This is a genomic window from Micromonospora sp. NBC_01405, assembly GCF_045040155.1.
GTDB lineage: Bacteria > Actinomycetota > Actinomycetes > Mycobacteriales > Micromonosporaceae > Micromonospora.
In genome coordinates this window covers 4,278,754-4,297,105 of the sequence record NZ_CP109532.1, presented here as the reverse complement: position 1 = coordinate 4,297,105, position 18,352 = coordinate 4,278,754, and the positions used below count along the sequence as shown (strand labels likewise).

Sequence of the window (18,352 nt, the reverse complement as noted above, 5' to 3'; positions counted from 1 at the left end):
GGCGTCGGCGGGCGTGGTCATGACGCCTCTGCGAAGGCCACGTCGCTGGCGAGCACGGCCGCGCCGGCAACCCCGGCGCGCGGGCCCAGCTCGGACAGGACCACCGGCAGGTTGCCGGTGGCCAGCGGCAGCGAGCGGCGGTACACCACGCTGCGGATCTCGGCGAGCAGGATGTGGCCGAGCTGGGCCAGCCCTCCTCCGATCACGATCATCGACGGGTTGGTGAAGCTGACCAGGCCGGCCAGCACGCCGCCGACCCGCCGGCCGCCTTCGCGGATGAGCTGGATGCAGGTCACGTCCCCCTCGACGGCGCCCTCGGCGACGTCCCGGGCGGTGACCACGCCCCGGTTGGCGAGCCGGTCGGCCAGGGCCGGGGACGCCCCACTGCGGGCGGCCACGTTCGCCTCCCGGGCCAGCGCGGCACCGCTGAACAGCGCCTCCAGGCAGCCGGCGTTGCCGCAGGAGCACATCGGACCGTGCGGGTCGACCTGGATGTGCCCGATGTCGCCGGCGCAGCCGTCGGTGCCCCGGTAGACGCCACCGCCGAGGTAGATCCCGCACCCTATGCCGGTGCCGATCTTGATGAACAGGAAGTCGTCCACCGAGTGGGCGACCCCGCCGTGCCGCTCGCCGATCGCCATGATGTTGACGTCGTTGTCGACCACCGCCGGGCAGCCGTGCTCGCGGGTCAGCAGCTCACGGACCGGGAACCGGTCCCAGCCGGGCATGATCGGCGGAGAGACCGGCACCCCGTCGCGGAAGCTCACCGGCCCGGGCACCCCGACGCCGACCGCGTGCAACCGGTCGTAGGCCCCGTCGACCCGCGCCTTGTGCAGCAGCTCGTTCACCCGGTGCAGGATCACCTTGGGGCCTCGGCGGATGTCGGCCGGCTCCGCGTACGCGGCGACCGTCTCCAGCCTGCCGTTGACCACCTCGACGTCGATCGAGCTGGCCCCGAGGTCGACCGCCGCGAAGCGCAGCTGGGGGTGCAACTCCACCAGCGTGGACCGGCGCCCACCCCGGGAGGCCGCGAGACCGGCCTCGGCGACGTAGCCGAGGCCGACCAGCCGTTCCAGCTCGGCGAGCAACCGGGGACGCGGCATCTGCAACCGGTCCCCGAGTTCCGCCCGGGACACGGCCCCCTCGTCGCGGAGCAACCGCAACAGCCGCAGGTGCAGGGGCTCCACCGTCCGCACCGGCACTCACCTCCGCCTCGATTCAGATCGACAAGCACGTCGATGTGTTGTGTCCGACACAGTAGGAGGCTTCCGTACCGCCTGTCCAGAGCTTCGGCCATCCTGGATCCAACTTTTGTCTGTTCGAACAAAAGCCGACAGTTGATCTGGGAAGGCCGACGGGTTCACGCAGCCGCCCCGCCTCGCGGGGCGAGACGGGGCGGCGGGCTTCGATGCGGCGGGCGACGGCCCTGGTGGGAGGGGAAGGTCAGCGTCCGGCGGCGGAGTTGCGCTTCTTCTTCAACTTACGGTCGTCGCGCAGCTCGACGTACGGCTCGACCTCGGCCGGGTGCCCGGCGGCGATCGCCCGGCTGCGCTCCAACTCCGCGTCGAACTCCGCGCCCAGCAGGATCGCGATGTTGCTCAGCCACAACCAGACCAGGAAGATGATCACACCGGCCAGCGCGCCGTACGTCTTGTTGTACGAGCCGAAGTTGCCGACGTACAGGGCGAACAGCCCGGAGACCAGCAGCCAGATCAGCACGGCCAGCACCCCGCCGGGGCTGACCCAGCGGAACCCGCCGTGCCGGGCGTTCGGCGACGCCCAGTAGAGGATCGCGAACATCAGGCTGACCAGCACCAGCAGCACAGGCCACTTCGCGATGTTCCACACCGTCACCGCGGTGGAGCCGATCCCGATGGCGCTGCCCGCCTCCTCGGCGAGCCGGCCGGTGAAGACCACGATCACCGCGCTGGCCAGCAGCAGGACGCCGATCACGGCGGTCACCCCGACCCGGATCGGCAGGGTCTTCCAGATCGGCCGCCCCTCCGGAACGTCGTAGATGCTGTTGGAGGCGCGCATGAACGCGGCGACGTACCCGGAGGCGGACCAGAACGCGGCGAGCAGACCGATGATGGCGGCGACGCTGGCCAGCCCGCCGGCACCGGACGCCTGGTCGATCGCGGCCGAGATGATCTGCCGGATGTTGCCCTCCGGCACCGCCTGGTTGACGGTGTCCCTGACCCCCTCGGTGGCGCTCGGTCCGAGCAGGCCGAGGATCGAGATGAGCACCAGCACGCCGGGGAAGATCGACAGCACCCCGTAGTAGGTCAACGCCGCTGCCCAGTCGGTCAGGCTGTCGTCCTGGAACTCCCGCACGGTGCGCTTCAGCGTCGCCAGCCAGCCGGTGCCCGACAGCTCCGTCGGGCTGTCCGGCCCCTCGTCCGGACCGACCGGCCGAGCCCGGACCGCGCCACGCCGGTCGCGGTCCGCGCCGCTCCGGTCCCGGTCCGCGTCCGGCCGGTCCTGGTTGCGGCCGGTCCCCGCCTGATCAGCGTCGATCCGGCTGTCGGCGCCCGGCCGGGCCGCGCCCGCGGTGCGGGCGCCGTCCCGGTCGCGTCCGGCGCGGACGGAAGTCTCGTCGGAGGCCATCGCCCCTCCTCATGGTCGCGGTGTCCACTCGGACATGCCCCGGGAAGGAGGCCACTAACCGCTGACGGTGGAGCAGACGTTCCATCCGGCGGGCCGCCACCACCAGCCCCGGCACGGTCGCCACCAGCAGGCGCGCCACGTTCAGCGGCCAGGACGGCGTCAGCCGGCCGGCCGGGGCGCGGTGGCCAACGTCCACACCGCGTACGCCCAGAGCAGCAGCCCGGCACCGATGCCGACGACCAGGCCCGGCACCACGGCCGAGGCGAGCCCGGTGACCAGGCCGGCGAGCGCGACCAGGCACATCGCGACGCCGAGCAGCCGCAGCCGGGGGTCGCGCAGCAGCGGGGTGAGCGGGAAGAAGTGGGCGCCGACGACGGCGCAGACCAGCACCGGGGCGTACGCCGAGCGCCCGAGCACCGCCAGCAGCGCCGCGCCGAGCCCCGCCGCGGCGAACTCGGCCACCACGATGATCAGGTACCGGCGGTCCGACGCCCGGTCCCCGACGGCACCCGCCTCGGGACGGCTGCGCGCGACGACCACGGCACCGACCACCGCTGTACCCAGGGCCGCGACGCTCGCGACAATCAGCAGCGTTCGCAGTGGCTGGTCGGCTGCCGGCACGCTGAACCAGATCGTCGCGAAGACGCCGAGGTAGAGGGCGGTGAGTCCGGCCTGGCGCCGGGGGACAGTAAGCACGAGGGGGTTCGCTTCCGGTAGGGGCCAGTCGACGAGGGTGCGGCCGGTGAGCTGTAGGAAGACGTCTCCTCAGGCTGCCGCTCCGCACCAGCACGGTAACCGGGGTGAGGCCGAGCGCGGGCTGCCGAAGCAGCGGCCGAAGGTGGTCAGGTCGCCGCACGATCAATCTCGGGATGAAGATTGCCCAACTACGGGCAGACAGGCAGGGTCATGATCGCCTGCTGAGAACGGACACGACACACCGTGCCAATTCTCTCTCACCGACAGACGATCATGAAACGGGTAGGGCCGCGGGGCGGGGCGGCTAGAGGTTGGTGGGGGTGATGGCGGCGCGGGCGGTGGCGACCAGGCGGTCGGTCTCGGCGACCACCGGCTCGTCGTCGGCCGGGGTGCCGGGGTCGTAGCGGACCGTCCAGGTCAGGCCGTCCTCGCCGGGCACCCGGCGGGCGGCGATCCGGCCGGCGCCGCCGGGCACCGGGTGCTGCTCGGTGTACGCGACCGAGTTGGTCACCCGTGTACGTACCTGGTGCGGCAGCTCCCCCGGGTCGAGCAGCAGGTACGTCTCGGCCGGGCAGTCGGCCACCACCAGGTAGCCGTCCCGCTCGGCGACCCGCTCGGCGGGCGTGACGGTCAACTCCCGGCCCGACCAGCCGGCCTTGAGGATGTCGTGCCAGCCCAGCCGGTGGCCCCGCCCGGGGAGCCAGAGCCCGAGGTTGCTGGCGACCACCACGCCGTCGCCCTCGCCGTCGCCGACCGCGGCCCAGGCGAGCACCCGCTCGTCGTCGGCGAGCGGCGGGCGGGCCGCCGGGGGCAGCTTTGGCCTACGGTTGAACAGTCCCATCAGAGCCCTCCCGCAGCCTGCTCGCGCAGCGCCCGTGCGTGCTGCTCCAACGAGAGCAGCTCCCCGAACAGCGCGAAGTACTCGTCCTTGTCGCTGACCGGGTTGATCCGCTGGATCTTGGACTTGAGGTCCCTGATCCGGCCGGTCACCGAGCCCCACTGCAACCGCGCCATGGTCACCGAGACGTACCGCGGGTCGGGCTCGCCGTCGATCCGCAGCGGCTCGACGGCCAGCTCGCCGACCAGGGCCTGAGCGGCAAGGTCGGCGCACGCGTCGCGGACGGCCTCGACCCAGACGGCCCCGCCGGTGGCGCCGGCGGCACCGCCGGCCGCCGCGACCGCCTCCCGCACGGCCACGTGCAGCGGGTGGCGGTACTCCGACGCCTCGACCGCGTCGAACATCGGGCCGGCCAGCACCGGCTCCTGGACGGCGAGCTTCAGCGCCTCCCGCTCGACCAGCGACAGCGGGCTGTCCACGGCGGGCACGCCCCGGGCCCCGCGGGCCTGTGGGGGCGCCGCCTGCCCAGCGGGCTGGCCCGAGGCGGCGGCGAGCACGGCCCGCTGCACCGGCTCGATCTCCATGCCGAGGTCACCGGCGAGCTTGCGCACGTACTCGGGGCGCTTCTCCCGGTCCTTGAGCTTCGCCACCAGGGGGGCGGCCCGGCGCATCGCCTCGACCCGGCCGTCGACGGTGTCGAGGTCGTACCGGTTGATCAGGTGGCGGAGCGCGAAGTCGACCAGCGGCTCGCGGCGGGCGACCAGGTCGCGGACCGCCAGGTCGCCCTTGGCCAGGCGCAGCTCGCAGGGGTCCATGTTGTCGGGGCTGACCGCGATGAAGGTACGCCCGACGAAGCGCTGGTCGTCCTCGAAAGCACGCAGCGCGGCCTTCTGCCCGGCGGCGTCCCCGTCGAAGGTGAAGATGACCTCGCCGGCCACGTCGTCGGTGTCCAGCAGCAGCCGGCGCAGCACCCCGATGTGGTCGGAGCCGAACGCGGTGCCGCAGGTCGCCACGGCCGTCGGCACGCCGGCGAGGTGGCAGGCCATCACGTCGGTGTAGCCCTCGACGACGACCACCTTGCCCTGCTTGGCGATCTCCCGCTTGGCCTGGTCGATGCCGTAGAGCACGTGCGACTTCTTGTAGATCGGCGTCTCGGGGGTGTTCAGGTATTTCGGGCCGTCGTCGTCGTCGAACAGCTTTCGGGCCCCGAAGCCGATCACGTCGCCGGTGATCTCCCGGATCGGCCACATCAGCCGCCGACGGAACCGGTCGATCAGCGTGCCGGACCGCGACGGACGCGACAGCCCGGCGGTGACCAGCTCGTCGTGGCTGAAGCCCTGCTGGCGCAGGTGCTTGGTGAGCAGGTCCCAGGCGTCCGGGGCGAAGCCGCAGCCGTACCGCTCGGCGGCGGCCCGGTCGAAGCCGCGCTGCGCCAGGAACTCCCGGGCCGCACGGGCGCCGGCCGTGCCGAGCTGGGACCGGTAGAAGTCGACGGCGGCGGCGTGGGCGGCCACCAGGCGCTGCCGCTGCCCCTGCTGCGGGCGGGCGCGCGGGGTGGTCTGGTCGTTCTCGACGTAGCGGAGCTGGAGGCCGGCGCGGGCGCCGAGCCGCTCGACGGACTCGACGAAGCTGAGGTGCTCGGCGTCCATCAGGAACTTGATCGCGTCGCCGCCGGCCCCGCAGCCGAAGCAGTACCAGACGTTGCGGGCGGGCGAGACGTTGAACGAGGGGCTCTTCTCGTCGTGGAACGGGCAGAGCCCCTTGAGGTTGCCGCCGCCGGCCGACTTGAGGGTCACCGTGTCCGAGATGACCTCCGCGATCGAGGTGCGTTCCCGGACCAGCGCGATGTCCTCGTCCCGGATCCGCCCAGCCATCCGCCACCCCCTCGGCCCCACATCCTGCCCTGCCGGGGGCGGCGATCCGGCGTCGGGGGGCGGGTCGGGTCAGCGGGGGCGGCGGCGAAGGTACCGGGCGATGGGCGGGGGGTCCTCCTCCTCGTACGACCGGGCGGCCCGCACGGCGGCGGCCAGCCCGTACCGGCGGGTCCGGGTCCGCCGCGGGTTGACCGCCGGGTCGCGGGACAGGTCCCGGACCAGCGCCACGGCCAGGCCCAGCAGCACCACCAGGAACGGCAGCGCGACCAGGATGGTGGCCTGTTGCAGCGCGTCCAGCCCGCCGGCCAGCAGCAGCGCGGCGGCGACGGCGCCGATGAGCACGCCCCAGAGCACCACCAGCACCCGGTGCGGTCGCAGCGCACCACGGGAGGTCAGCGAGCCCAGCACCAGCGACGCCGAGTCGGCGCTGGTGACGAAGTAGAGCGCGATCAGCACCATGGCGAGCACGCTGGTCGCCGCCGCGAACGGCAGCGCGTCGAGCAGCCCGAACAGCGCCTGCTCGGTGCCGGCGGCCACGTCGGCGACCAGGTCACGGGTCCCGGTGGCCTGTGTCCGCAACGCGGTGCCCCCCATGATCGTGAACCAGACCGCGCTCGCACCGCTGGGCACCAGCAGGACACCCGTGAGGAACTGCCGCACCGTACGCCCCCGTGAGATGCGCGCGATGAACGTGCCGACGAACGGGGCCCAGGAGATCCACCACGCCCAGTAGAAGATCGTCCAGGCACCCAGCCAGGCCGGGTCGGAGAAGGCCCCGGTGCGGGTCGACATCACCACGAGGTTGCCCAGGTAGTCGCCGATCGCGGCGGGCAGCACCTCCAGCGTGTAGATCGTAGGCCCGACCACGAAGACGAAGAGCATCAGCAGCACGGCGAGGATCACGTTGACGGTGGAGAGCCACTTGACCCCCCGGTGCAGCCCGGAGAAGGCGGACACGACGAAGGCCAGGGTCAGCGCGCCGATCACGATCAGCTCCACCGCCCGGGTGTCCGGGATGCCCGCCACCAGGTCGAGCCCGGCGGCGACCTGGAGCGCGCCGAGGCCGAGGCTGGTCGCCGAGCCGAACACCGTGGCGAAGACCGCCAGCAGGTCGATCGCCCGGCCGGCCGCGCCGTCGGCCCGCGCGCCGATCAGCGGGTGGAAGGCGGCCGAGATGCGGTTGTCCCGCCCCTTGCGGAACATCGAGTACGCCAGCGCGAGCGCCGCAATCGCATAGATCCCCCAGGGGTGCAGGGTCCAGTGGAACAGCGTGTACCGCATCGCCGCCGCGCCGGCCGCGCCGGTCTGCGGCGGCACCCCGCTGACCGGGGGCGGGGCGGCGTAGTGCTGGATCGGCTCGGCCACCGCGAAGAACACCAGGCCGATGCCCATCCCGGCGCTGAACATCATGGCGATCCAGACCAGCGTGCCGAACTCCGGCTCGTCGTCGTCGGCGCCGAGCCGGATCCGGCCGAACCGCGACAGCGCGAGAACCACGGCGAGCACCAGGAAGGCATCCGCGCCGACCACGAAGAACCAGCCGAAGGTGTCGATCGCCCAGGCCAGCCCGGACTCGCCGAACCGGGCCAGCGAGTCTCGGGCCAGCACCCCCCAGGCCACCACGGCGAGCACCCCGGCGACGCCCGCCCCGAGCACGACCGCGTCGGGGCGGTAGCTCGTCGCGCTTACGTCTTCCGCCTGCTCAGTCATGGTCACCCCCGGTGCCCATGCTGATCCGGCAGGGGTGCGCCGGGACGCGTTTCGGGGATTTACCCACCCACCGGCATGCCCCGGGGCGGTGGGTGGGCCCGCGCCAGGGTCGCTCAGGCGGCGGAGGTCTCCTCCGCCTCCACCTGGCGGTTCCAGTCGGCCTTCGTCGAGCGCCAGCCCTCGTCGTCCATGCCGCGCCGCCAGTAGCCGGAGATCGACAGCCGCTCCCGGGGCACGGCGTGCTCGACACGCAGCAGCCGGCGCAGCTCGCGGACGAAGGTCGCCTCGCCGTGCACGAAGGCGTGCACGTCGCCGGCCGGGAAGTCCAGCGCCGTCACGGCCGCCACCAGCGCCTCGCCGACCGGCCGGTCGGCCCGGTGCAGCCAGGTCAGCTCCACCGCGCCCGGGCTGGGCAGCGGCTGCTCGTCGGCGGCGTCGGCCACCTCGACGAAGACCTTCGCCGGGGCGTCGAGCGGCAGCCGGGCCAGGGCGGCGGCGATCGCCGGCAGGGCGCTCTCGTCGCCCACCAGCAGGTGCCAGTCGGCGTCCGGGCTCGGCGCGTACGCCCCGCCGGGGCCGGTGAACAGCACCGGGTCGCCGGGGCGCAGCCGGGCCGCCCACGGGCCGCCCACCCCCGCGTCGCCGTGGTGCACGATGTCGATGGTCAGCTCGCCGGCCAGCGGGTCCCAGGACCGCAGGGTGTACGCCCGCAGCCGGGGCCACTGCTGCGAAGGCAGATCCCGGCGGATAGCGGCGAGGTCGACCGGCTCCGGATAGGTCACCCCGGGCGGCGCGAAGACCAGCTTGACGTAGTGGTCGGTGTACTCGCCCACCGGCAGGCCGGTCAGCTCCTCGCCGCCGAGCACCAGCCGGACCAGGTGCGGGGTGGGCCGCTCGGTCCGCAGGACCCGGGCGGTGGTGACCTTGTTCGGGCGATCCGTCATGGTGCTTAGGCTAGCCTAAGTAAGCCCCGGCTCCTACTGGCTGCTCGGGCCCGTCGGCCAGCCGCCCCGGCGGCTCAGTCGGCGAGCAGCCGCTCGTGCCAGGCCAGCGCGGCCGGGTCGGTGAGCGAGGCGACCTGGTCGATCACCACGCGCAGCCGCGCGCCGTCGTCCGGGGCGGCCCGCCACAGCGGGGCGAAGACCTCGTCGAGCGCCTCCGGCGCCCGTTGGGTCAGGGCGGAGACCAGCTCGGCGAGGATCTGCCGCTGCCGCTCGTACCGGCACCGGGACCCGGGCCGGCGCATCACATAGCGCAGTGCGATCCCCTTGAGCAGCGCGCACTGCGCCCGGACCAGGCGCGGCACCACCAGGTCGGCGGCGTACCGGCGCAGCGGGCCGGGGCCGCGGCGCTCCCCGGTGGCGGCCAGCACGGTCGAGACGAAGCGGCCCGTCAGCACGCTGGTGGTGGCCTTCAGCGCGGCCTGGGCGCGGTGGCTGCCGTCGTACCCGAGGAGCGGGGCGAGCACCGGGTCGGCGAGCAGCTCGACCAGCACCTCACCCAGATCGGCCGGGGACTCCCCCGAGTACGCGGCGGCCACGTCGGCGCAGAGCGCGGCCCGCTCGTCGGGGTCGGCCAGCAGCGAGCGCAGGGCGACGTACCCGCCGTGGATGCCGTCCTCGACGTCGTGCACCGAGTACGCCACGTCATCGGCCCAGTCCATCACCTGCGCCTCCAGGCAGCGCCGCCCGCCGTCCGGGGCACCGGCGCGCAGCCAGTCGAAGACCGGCCGGTCGTCGGCGTACACCCCGAACTTGCGCTCGCTCGGGCGGCGCGGCCAGGGGTACTTGCCGGTGGCGTCGAGCGACGCCCGGGTCAGGTTGAGCCCGACGGAACGCCCGTCAGGGCCGAGCACCTTGGCCTCCAGCCGGGTGAGCACCCGCAGCGTCTGGGCGTTGCCCTCGAAGCCGCCGCAGGCCGCGGCGAGCCGGTCCAGCTCGGCCTCGCCGTTGTGCCCGAACGGCGGGTGCCCGAGGTCGTGAGCCAGCCCGGCGGTGTCCACCACGTCGGGGTCGCAGCCGAGCCGGGCGCCCATCTCCCTGGCGATCTGCGCCACCTCCAGCGAGTGGGTCAGCCGGGTACGCAGGAAGTCGTCGGTGCCGGCGACGTGCACCTGGGTCTTCGCGGCGAGCCGGCGGAACGCCGCCGAGTGCAGCACCCGAGCCCGGTCCCGCTCGTACGGTGAGCGGCCGTGCGCGGCGTCCTTGGGCGGCTCGGCGACCCAGCGCGCGGAGTCGGCCGGCTCGCCGCCGGGGACGCCCTCGTGCCGATCGCTCACCGCACTACCCGCGCTGCCGTAGCACGCAGAACTCGTTGCCCTCCGGGTCGGCCAGCACCGTCCAGCCGACGTCGCCCTGGCCGACGTCGACGTGCCGGGCGCCCATGTCGACCAGCCGCTCGACCTCGGCCTCCTGGTCGGCCGGGCGCAGGTCGAGGTGCAGCCGGTTCTTGACCTGCCGGTCGTCGGGGACCGGCAGGAAGACGATGCCGGGGAGCTGGTCGACGGACTGCCGGATCTCCACCTCGTCGGGCTGGTTGTTGACCACCTGGTAGCCCAGGACCTCGGCCCACCAGCGGGCGAGCCGGGCCGGATCCCGCGCGTCGACGGTCAGACTTTCCCAGACGCTGGCCATGCGGTCCACCTTCCACCGGCGATACGACACACTCGCGCGCTCAGGTTACGCCGGAGCGGCCCGCTCGGCTCAGCGGGCAAGGTGAGGGTTTTGCAACAGCCGATCAGTCGAGAGTTGTCGACCGATCGCCGACCGTCGCGGGGGTCGCGGGCCGCCGTGGCGGCGGGTAGCGTTTCCGGAGCAGAACGTTACCGAAGATCCGCACATCTGAATGCACGACGGGAAGTGACGCTCGTGGACGCTGACGCGGTGCTGGGAACGGAGTTGTGGGGGCTGCGCCGACGCCGGCCGGAGGTCGCCGGCACGGTGCTCGCCGGCACTGACGGCCTGCTCATCTCCAGCGACCTGCCGACGACCGACGCAACCCACCTGGCGGCCCTGGCCGCGGCCAGCTTCGGCCTCGGCAATCGGGTCGCCGACACGGTGCGGCACGGCGAGTTCCAGGAATCGGTGGTACGCACCGCCCGGGGTTGCGTGGTGACCTACCCGGCCGGCCGGCACGCCCTGCTCACCCTGGTCACCACGGCGGGCACCGACCTGGAGACGTTGCACACGGAGGCCCGGGAGGTGGCCGACCGGGCGGGTTCCGTCTTCGACCGGCAGCGCACGGCGGTCGTCCCGGGCCCGGTCCCGGTGCCGGACCCGCACGCGCCGCTGGCCATGCGGACCCCGATGGCGACGCTGCCCGGCCGGGCCCCCAACGCGTCCCGTGTCACCGGCTGGCGGCGTCCACCGATCTGAGCCCGTCGGTCCCGGTGGGGGTGCGTGCGGCTCACCCACCGGGACCGGCGCCGATCGGCCGACGCCGCGGGGCGGCGGCGCGGGTCGGTCGACGCCGGTCGTCAACGGCTGTCGTCAACGCCGGTCGTCAACGGCTGTCGGAGCCGTCACTCTCCACCACGGCGCGGCCCGCCTCCAGCCGGGCCACCGGGACGCGGAACGGCGAGCAGGAGACGTAGTCCAACCCCACCTCGTGGAAGAAGTGGACCGACTCCGGGTCGCCGCCGTGCTCGCCGCAGACCCCGAGCTTCAGCTCCGGCCGGGCGGCCCGGCCCTCCTCGGCGGCGATCCGCACCAGCCGGCCCACACCGTCGCGGTCGATCGACTCGAACGGAGAGATGCCGAAGATGCCCAGTTCCAGGTAGCGCCAGAAGAATGCGCCCTCGACGTCGTCGCGGGAGAAGCCCCAGCCCATCTGGGTCAGGTCGTTGGTGCCGAAGGAGAAGAACTGCGCCGCCTCGGCGATCTGGCCGGCGGTCAGCGCCGCCCGGGGCACCTCGATCATCGTGCCGATCAGCACCTCGACCCCGCTGTCCCCGACCACCTCGGCGATGATCTTCTCGGCCTCGGCGCGTACCGTCTCCAGCTCCTGGACCGCGCCGACCAGCGGGACCATGATCTCCGGGCAGGCCGCCCGGCCCTCGCGGGTGACCCGGACCGCGGCCTCCGTGATCGCCCGGACCTGCATGGCGAACAGGCCGGGGATGACCAGGCCGAGCCGGACCCCACGCAGCCCCAGCATGGGGTTCTCCTCGTGCATCCGCCGGACGGCGGCGAGCAGCGCCTCCTCCTTGGCGACGTCCTCGCCGCGTTCCTGGGCGACGGCGACGTCCACGGCGAGCTGCTCCAGCGGGGGCAGGAACTCGTGCAGCGGCGGGTCGATCAGCCGCACGGTGACCGGCAGCCCGTCCATCTCGCGGAAGATCTCCACGAAGTCGTCGCGCTGCAACGGCAGCAGCGCGGCCAGCGCGTCCTGCCGCTCGGTGTCGGTGCGGGCCAGGATCAGCCGCTCGACCAACTCCCGCCGGTCGCCGAGGAACATGTGCTCGGTGCGGCACAGCCCGATGCCCTGCGCGCCGAAGCGCCGGGCCCGGGCGGCGTCCGCGGCGGTGTCGGCGTTCGTCCGCACCGCCAGCCGCCGCCGCCCGTCGGCGTGCGTCATGATCCGGTGTACGGCCCGGACCAGCGCGTTGTCGATGTGTTCCGGGTCGAGGCTGCCCTCGAAGTACTGCACCACCTCGGACGGCATGACCGGCACCTCGCCGAGGTACACCTTGCCGGTGGTGCCGTCGATGGAAACGACATCACCCTCGGCGACGGCGCGCCCGCCGACGGTGAATATCTTCGCCGGCACGTTGACGTCGATCTCGTCGGCGCCGGAGACGCAGGTCTTGCCCATCCCCCGGGCCACCACGGCGGCGTGGCTGGTCTTGCCGCCCCGCGAGGTGAGGATGCCCTGGGAGGCGATCATGCCGTTCAGGTCGTCGGGGTTGGTCTCCCGGCGGACCAGGATCACCGCCTCCCCCGCGCCGGCCAGCTCGACCGCCCGGGCAGAGGTGAAGACCACCTTGCCGGACGCCGCGCCCGGCGACGCGCCGATGCCCTTGGCCACCGGCTCGAACTCGTGGTCCAGCTGGAACCGGGGAAACATGAGCTGGGCGAGCTGCGCGCCGTTGACCCGGTGCAGCGCCTCGTCCAGGTCGATCAGCCCTTCGTCGACGAGCTGCCCGGCGATGACGAACGCCGCCGCGGCGGTGCGCTTGCCGACCCGGGTCTGGAGCATCCACAGCTTGCCGCGCTCGATGGTGAACTCGATGTCGCACAGGTCCCGGTAGTGCTCCTCCAGCCGGGCCATGATGCCGAGCAGTTCGTCGTAGGACTTCTTGTCCAGCCGCTCAAGCTCCTGCAACGGCACGGTGTTGCGAATTCCGGCGACCACGTCCTCGCCCTGGGCGTTGGCCAGGTAGTCGCCGTAGATGCCCTGCGCGCCGCTGGCCGGGTCGCGGGTGAACGCGACGCCGGTGCCCGAGTCCGGGCCGAGGTTGCCGAAGACCATGGCCACCACGTTGACCGCGGTGCCCAGGTCGGCCGGGATGCGCTCCTGGCGACGGTAGAGCACCGCGCGCTCGGCGTTCCACGAGGCGAAGACCGCGCGGATGGCCAGGTCGAGCTGCTCGCGCGGCTCCTGCGGGAACTCCCGCCCGGTGTGCTTGGCGAAGATCTTCTTGTACGCGTCGACGAGCCCGCGCAGGTCGTCCGCGTCCAGATCGAGGTCGTTCTGCGTGCCCCGGGCGCGCTTGACGTCGTCGAGGGCCTGCTCGAACTCCTCGCCCGGCACCTCGCACACGGTCTTGCCGAACATCTGGATCAGCCGGCGGTAGGAGTCCCAGGCGAACCGGTTCGCGCCGCCGGAGGTGGTCTGGCCCGCACCGCCGCCCGCCTGGGCGCTGAGCCCGACGACGCTGCGGTCGTTGAGGCCGACGTTGAGGACGGTCTCCATCATGCCCGGCATGGAGAACTTCGCGCCGGAGCGGACGGAGACCAGCAGCGGGTCGTCGGGGTCGCCGAGCCGCCGGCCCATCCCGCGCTCCAGCGACTCCAGGTGCGCCTCGATCTGGCCGGCCAGCCCGTCCGGCTCCCGGCCGGTCGCGAGGTACGCCTTGCATGCCTCGGTGCTGATCGTGAAGCCGGGGGGCACGGGCAGGCCGAGGTTCGTCATCTCGGCGAGGTTGGCCCCCTTGCCACCGAGAAGCTCCTTGAGCTCCTTGTTGCCCTCGGAGAAGTCGTAGACGTACTTGCGATCGACCATCTCTTGCGCTGCCACCAGAGCCTCCCACGTGCGCCGGGACTGACACTTAACGAAGGTTCAGATCCTCCATACCCCGGGGCCGGCCACCGGCAATCCGATGTCGTCGCCGATCGGTGGGCGAAGGTTAAGCGAACATCGCCTGACCTGGGCCCGTTCGGTGACAATCGGCACAGCCATCCCGACTATGCGTGTCCGTACCGGCTTTTGGGACCGCTTCCACGCGCACCATCACGCATTTTCCCGCTCCTCTCGTACTCTTGACGCTGGTTCTGCCGAACCTCACCTTTGCCATATCACTCACAAATACACCCGGGAGTCGACGCCGTGCCGCCCGTCCCGCCCCGCGCCCCCGAGACCGGCCCCGACCCGCTTGCCCCGACCGACCTGGCCGGTCACCGGCCGGCCGCCGGCGAACTGGCCCGGGCCGCCGCCCAGGCGGCCGGCGACCGGCTCGCGCCGCCGGCCCCGGTCCGGCTGGGCGACGTGGTGCCCGCGCCGGAACGGGTCGAGCCCGACCCGGCCGCCGACTTCACGCTCCCGGCCGACGCGGTCGTCCGGGTCGACCCGGACCCGGCCGCCCGGGACGTCGCGGAGCAGCTCGCCGCCCTGCTCCGCCCGGCCACCGGCTACCCGGTCCCGGTCACCGACACCGTCGCGGACCCGCCCGGCGGCCTGACCCTCACGCTGTCCGGCGCCGGGCCCCACGCCACGGGACCGACCGACACGCCCGACACCGCCAGGCCCGACACCGCCGGACCTGCCGGGGCCGAAGCCCTCGGCGCGGAGGGGTACCGACTCGACGTCCGATCCGACGGGGTACGGCTCACCGCTGCCACCCCGGCCGGCCTGCTCCACGGCGTACAGACCCTGCGCCAGCTCCTGCCGGCCGCAATCGAGAGTCCCACCCCGGTGACCGAACGCTGGACGCTGCCCGGCGGAACGATCGTCGACCGGCCCAGGTTCCCGTACCGGGGCGCGATGCTCGACGTCGCCCGGCACTTCTTCGCCGTCGCCGACGTGCTGCGGGTCATCGACCACCTGGCCCGGTACAAGCTCAACCACCTGCACCTGCACCTGACCGACGACCAGGGCTGGCGGATCGCCGTCGATACCCGGCCCCGGCTGGCCACCGTCGGCGGGGCGACTGAGGTCGGCGGCGGCCCCGGCGGCTGCTACACCGCGGCCGACTACCGGCGCGTCGTCCGGTACGCCGCCCGCCGCCACGTCACGGTCGTCCCGGAGATCGACCTTCCCGGCCACACCAACGCGGCGCTGACCGCGTACCCGGAGCTTGCGCCCGAGAGGGTCGCGCCGCCGCCGTACACCGGCACCGCGGTCGGCTTCAGCTACCTCGACCCGGTCGACGAGCGCACGTACGCCTTCGTCGCCGACGTGCTCGGCGAGGTCGCCGCCCACACCCCCGGGCCGTATCTGCACATCGGCGGGGACGAGGCGTTCAAGGTCCCGCCCGACGTGTACGCCCGCTTCGTGGAGCGGTTGCAGGGCATCGTCGCCGACACCGGGAAGACCGTGGTCGGCTGGCACCAGATCGCCCCGGCCGGGCACGCCGAGGGGCGGATCCTCCAGTGGTGGGGCACGCAGGGCAACGACCCGGTGGCCGCCGAGGCCGTCCGGCGCGGCGCCCGGCTGATCCTCTCCCCCGCCAACCACGCCTACCTCGACATGAGGTACGCCCCGGACACCCCGATCGGGCACGACTGGGCCGGGCTGATCGACGTGGCCCGTGCGTACGACTGGGACCCGGGGACACACCTGGACGGCGTGCCGGCCGAGGCGGTGTTCGGCGTGGAGGCCCCGCTCTGGACCGAGTTCGTCACCTCGCTGGCCGAGATCGAGTTCATGCTGCTGCCCCGGCTCCCCGCCGTGGCGGAGCTGGCCTGGTCGCCCCGGCGTACCCACGACTGGTCCGCCTTCCGCGACCGCCTCGCCGGCCACGGCCCGCGCTGGAGCATCGCGGGCATCACCTTCCACCGCGCCCCGGAGATCCCCTGGCCGGCGGAGCCCCACGGCGCACCCCGTTTTCCCACCCAAACTCGCCCAAACGTCGCAGCCAAGGCCACCACAGCCCAGCCGGACGCGTCGGGATTCGCCGCGCCGTTGACGTGAACCTCTTGACCAAGCCAACGGGGTGATGGGTGGTTTGGGGTGGGGTGTCCGGTGGTCGGGGTCACCGTGGCGGCGGAATCGGTGGGGGGTCGGGGGCGTTGTACATGGTTCACCCGGGCGGGACCGGCCCGGGGCAGCCCTCGGAACCCTGGGCCCCCGGCGGAATGCCGACCCGGCCGGGATGGTTACACCCCCCGGACAACGCGAGCAGGTCCCCCCGGATCGCCGGGTTGTCCCCCTGATCTGATCCCCCCTTTCGCGGTGCACGTCGCTTCCTTGCGGGTGTTGCCGCGTGTCCCCCGAACCAGAGGAGCACGCTCATGCGTACCGATCTGATCCGTAGGACCGCTCTGGCCGCTGGTGTTTTCGCCGCCACCGCTGGTGGTATCGCCGCTCCCGCCGTCGCCGCCCACGCGGCCCCCACCGCCGAGAAGGCCCCCGCCGTGTCGGTGCACACCGACCGCAAGCCGGCCGGGGAACGGCAGCTCGACGTCCGGTATGAGGCGCAGCCGAACTTCTACTTCTGTGGTCCGGCCGCCGCCCGTAACGCCCTGTCGGTGCAGGGCAAGGCCATCAGCGTGGACGCGATGGCGAAGGAGATGGGCACCACCGAGGACGGCACCGACTCGATCAACGACATCACCCCCATCCTGAACAAGGAGACCGGTAAGGGCGACGCGTACCGCAGCGTCGAGATCAAGAGCGGTAAGGCCGACGACGGGCAGACCGACAAGCTGCGCGCCGACATCGTCCGTACGGTGGACGACGGCCGGGCTGTGGTGGCCAACATCGCCGGCACGGCAACCGACACCGACGGCACGGTCCATTCCTTCGAGGGCGGCCATTACATCAGCGTCGTGGGCTACCGCGACGACGGCCGGACGGTGAAGATCGCCGACTCGGCCAACCCCGCCCAGGCCAGCTACGACATCACCGTCGACAACCTGGCCGACTGGATCGCCACCCGCGGCTACGCCACCTCCTGACCCACACCCACAAACAACGACAAGGGCCGGCCCCCACCCGGGGAGCCGGCCCTTTCGGCGTACGTGGAGCGGGGCAGGTCGTCGGGCGTCAGCCGCCGGAGTCGGCCAGCTCCGCGCCCTCGGGCACGGTGTCGTCGTCCCGGCTGGCCAGCCAACCCTCGGGGAGGTACACCTTGCCCGGGGAGTTCGTCCGGCCGCGCGGCTGGCCGAGCGTCGCCACCGGGAACGGCTCCGCCGGGTCGAGCTTGCCGAGCAGGTCGTCGAGCTGGGCCAGGCTGTCGATCATGGCGAGGGAGCGGCGCAGCTCGCTGCCGACCGGGAAGCCCTTGAGGTACCAGGCGACGTGCTTGCGGAAGTCGGTGCAGCCGTCCCGCTCGCCCCTGGCCGGGTTCCGCGCCCCCGCCACGAACTGGTCGACCAGCAGCTCGGCGTGCCGGCGCATGGTCACCGCCACCTCTCCGAGGGTGGGCAGCCGCCGCTCCGGCCGCCCGTCGAACGCGGCCTCCAGATCGGCGAAGAGCCACGGCCGGCCCAGACAGCCACGCCCGATCACCACCCCGTCGACCCCGGTGTGGGCGACCATCCGCAGCGCGTCGTCGGCCTCCCAGATGTCGCCGTTACCGAGCACCGGCACGTCGAGGGCCTGCTTGAGGGTGGCGATCGCGTCCCAGTCGGCGGTGCCCGAGTAGCGCTGGGCGGCCGTACGCCCGTGCAGGGCGACCGCCACGACTCCGGCGTCCTGGGCGGCGAGCCCGGCCTCGACGTACGTCAGGTGGTCGTCGTCGATGCCCTTGCGCATCTTCACGGTGACCGGCACCCCGGCGGGCGACGCGGCGTCCACCGCGGCCTTCACCAGCCGGGCGAAGAGCCGACGCCGCCAGGGCAGGGCCGACCCGCCGCCCCTGCGGGTGACCTTGGGGACCGGGCAGCCGAAGTTCAGGTCGATGTGGTCGGCGAGGTTGCGCTCCACCACGATCCGCACGGCGGCGGCGGTGATCTCCGGGTCGGTGCCGTAGAGCTGGAGGCTGCGCGGCCGCTCGTCGTCGCCGAAGGCGATCATGCGCAGGGTCTTCGGGTTCCGCTGGACCAGCGCGATCGTGGTGATCATCTCGCAGACGTAGATGCCGCCGCCCTGCTCCCGGCAGAGCCGGCGGAACCCGACGTTGGTGATACCGGCCATCGGCGCGAGCACCACCGGCGGCCACACCTGGTGCCGCCCGAGGGTCAACGGACGCTGCGCGGGCAGGATCGGGGCGGTCACCGGACAAGTGTACGGGGCCCCGACCGGCACG

General features: G+C 73.0%; 14 protein-coding genes. 3 read left to right on the top strand and 11 right to left on the bottom strand.

Annotation, left to right across the window (positions count from 1 at the left end; translation table 11 throughout):
- Positions 1–17: 17 nt before the first annotated feature.
- The 9 genes from OG559_RS18775 to OG559_RS18735 all read right to left on the bottom strand — a co-directional run bounded on the left by OG559_RS18775 (position 18) and on the right by OG559_RS18735 (position 10,358).
- Positions 18–1,196, bottom strand: coding sequence for an ROK family protein (locus tag OG559_RS18775; protein ID WP_405105468.1), 1,179 nt, complete (start codon positions 1,194–1,196; stop codon positions 18–20).
- Positions 1,197–1,443: 247 nt separating this feature from the next.
- Positions 1,444–2,607, bottom strand: coding sequence for a YihY/virulence factor BrkB family protein (locus tag OG559_RS18770; RefSeq protein WP_405105466.1), 1,164 nt, complete (start codon positions 2,605–2,607; stop codon positions 1,444–1,446).
- A gap of 159 nt (positions 2,608–2,766) precedes the next feature.
- The gene (locus OG559_RS18765) at positions 2,767–3,303 is read right to left on the bottom strand and encodes a hypothetical protein (RefSeq protein ID WP_405105464.1); all 537 of its coding nucleotides are present in this window, start codon (positions 3,301–3,303) and stop codon (positions 2,767–2,769) included.
- 304 nt (positions 3,304–3,607) lie between these two features.
- A complete protein-coding gene (locus tag OG559_RS18760) occupies positions 3,608–4,144 on the bottom strand; it encodes a hypothetical protein (protein WP_405105462.1) in 537 nt (178 codons plus the stop codon).
- Positions 4,144–6,015 (bottom strand): DNA primase, encoded by a 1,872-nt coding sequence (gene dnaG, locus OG559_RS18755; protein WP_405105460.1) that lies wholly within the window; start codon positions 6,013–6,015, stop codon positions 4,144–4,146. The genes OG559_RS18760 and dnaG overlap by 1 nt, the downstream gene beginning before the upstream one ends.
- Positions 6,016–6,084: 69 nt before the next feature.
- Entirely contained in the window at positions 6,085–7,725 is a 1,641-nt protein-coding gene (locus tag OG559_RS18750; RefSeq protein WP_405105458.1) for a BCCT family transporter, read from the bottom strand.
- Positions 7,726–7,838: 113 nt separating this feature from the next.
- Complete coding sequence (locus tag OG559_RS18745) at positions 7,839–8,669, bottom strand: siderophore-interacting protein (RefSeq protein WP_405105456.1); 831 nt, start codon at positions 8,667–8,669, stop codon at positions 7,839–7,841.
- A gap of 74 nt (positions 8,670–8,743) precedes the next feature.
- Positions 8,744–10,003: a deoxyguanosinetriphosphate triphosphohydrolase gene (locus tag OG559_RS18740; protein WP_405105454.1), complete on the bottom strand. Its 1,260-nt coding sequence runs from the start codon at positions 10,001–10,003 to the stop codon at positions 8,744–8,746.
- Between the two features lie 4 nt (positions 10,004–10,007).
- Positions 10,008–10,358, bottom strand: a complete 351-nt coding sequence (locus OG559_RS18735; RefSeq protein ID WP_405105452.1) for a VOC family protein — start codon at positions 10,356–10,358, stop codon at positions 10,008–10,010.
- Between the two features lie 234 nt (positions 10,359–10,592).
- Here OG559_RS18735 and OG559_RS18730 point away from each other — a divergent pair, with 234 nt between their 5' ends.
- On the top strand, positions 10,593–11,099 hold the full coding sequence (locus tag OG559_RS18730; RefSeq protein ID WP_396671400.1) for a roadblock/LC7 domain-containing protein: 507 nt from the start codon (positions 10,593–10,595) through the stop codon (positions 11,097–11,099).
- Between the two features lie 127 nt (positions 11,100–11,226).
- On the opposite strand, the gene ppdK is transcribed toward OG559_RS18730, so the two are convergent.
- The gene (ppdK, locus tag OG559_RS18725) at positions 11,227–13,962 is read right to left on the bottom strand and encodes a pyruvate, phosphate dikinase (RefSeq protein WP_405105449.1); all 2,736 of its coding nucleotides are present in this window, start codon (positions 13,960–13,962) and stop codon (positions 11,227–11,229) included.
- Between the two features lie 369 nt (positions 13,963–14,331).
- Here ppdK and OG559_RS18720 point away from each other — a divergent pair, with 369 nt between their 5' ends.
- Positions 14,332–16,074: a beta-N-acetylhexosaminidase gene (locus OG559_RS18720; protein ID WP_405116782.1), complete on the top strand. Its 1,743-nt coding sequence runs from the start codon at positions 14,332–14,334 to the stop codon at positions 16,072–16,074.
- A gap of 320 nt (positions 16,075–16,394) precedes the next feature.
- Positions 16,395–17,060, top strand: coding sequence for a C39 family peptidase (locus tag OG559_RS18715; protein ID WP_405105447.1), 666 nt, complete (start codon positions 16,395–16,397; stop codon positions 17,058–17,060).
- An 88-nt stretch (positions 17,061–17,148) separates the two neighbouring features.
- On the opposite strand, the gene dusB is transcribed toward OG559_RS18715, so the two are convergent.
- Positions 17,149–18,321 (bottom strand): tRNA dihydrouridine synthase DusB, encoded by a 1,173-nt coding sequence (gene dusB / locus OG559_RS18710; RefSeq protein WP_405105445.1) that lies wholly within the window; start codon positions 18,319–18,321, stop codon positions 17,149–17,151.
- Positions 18,322–18,352 lie beyond the last annotated feature (31 nt).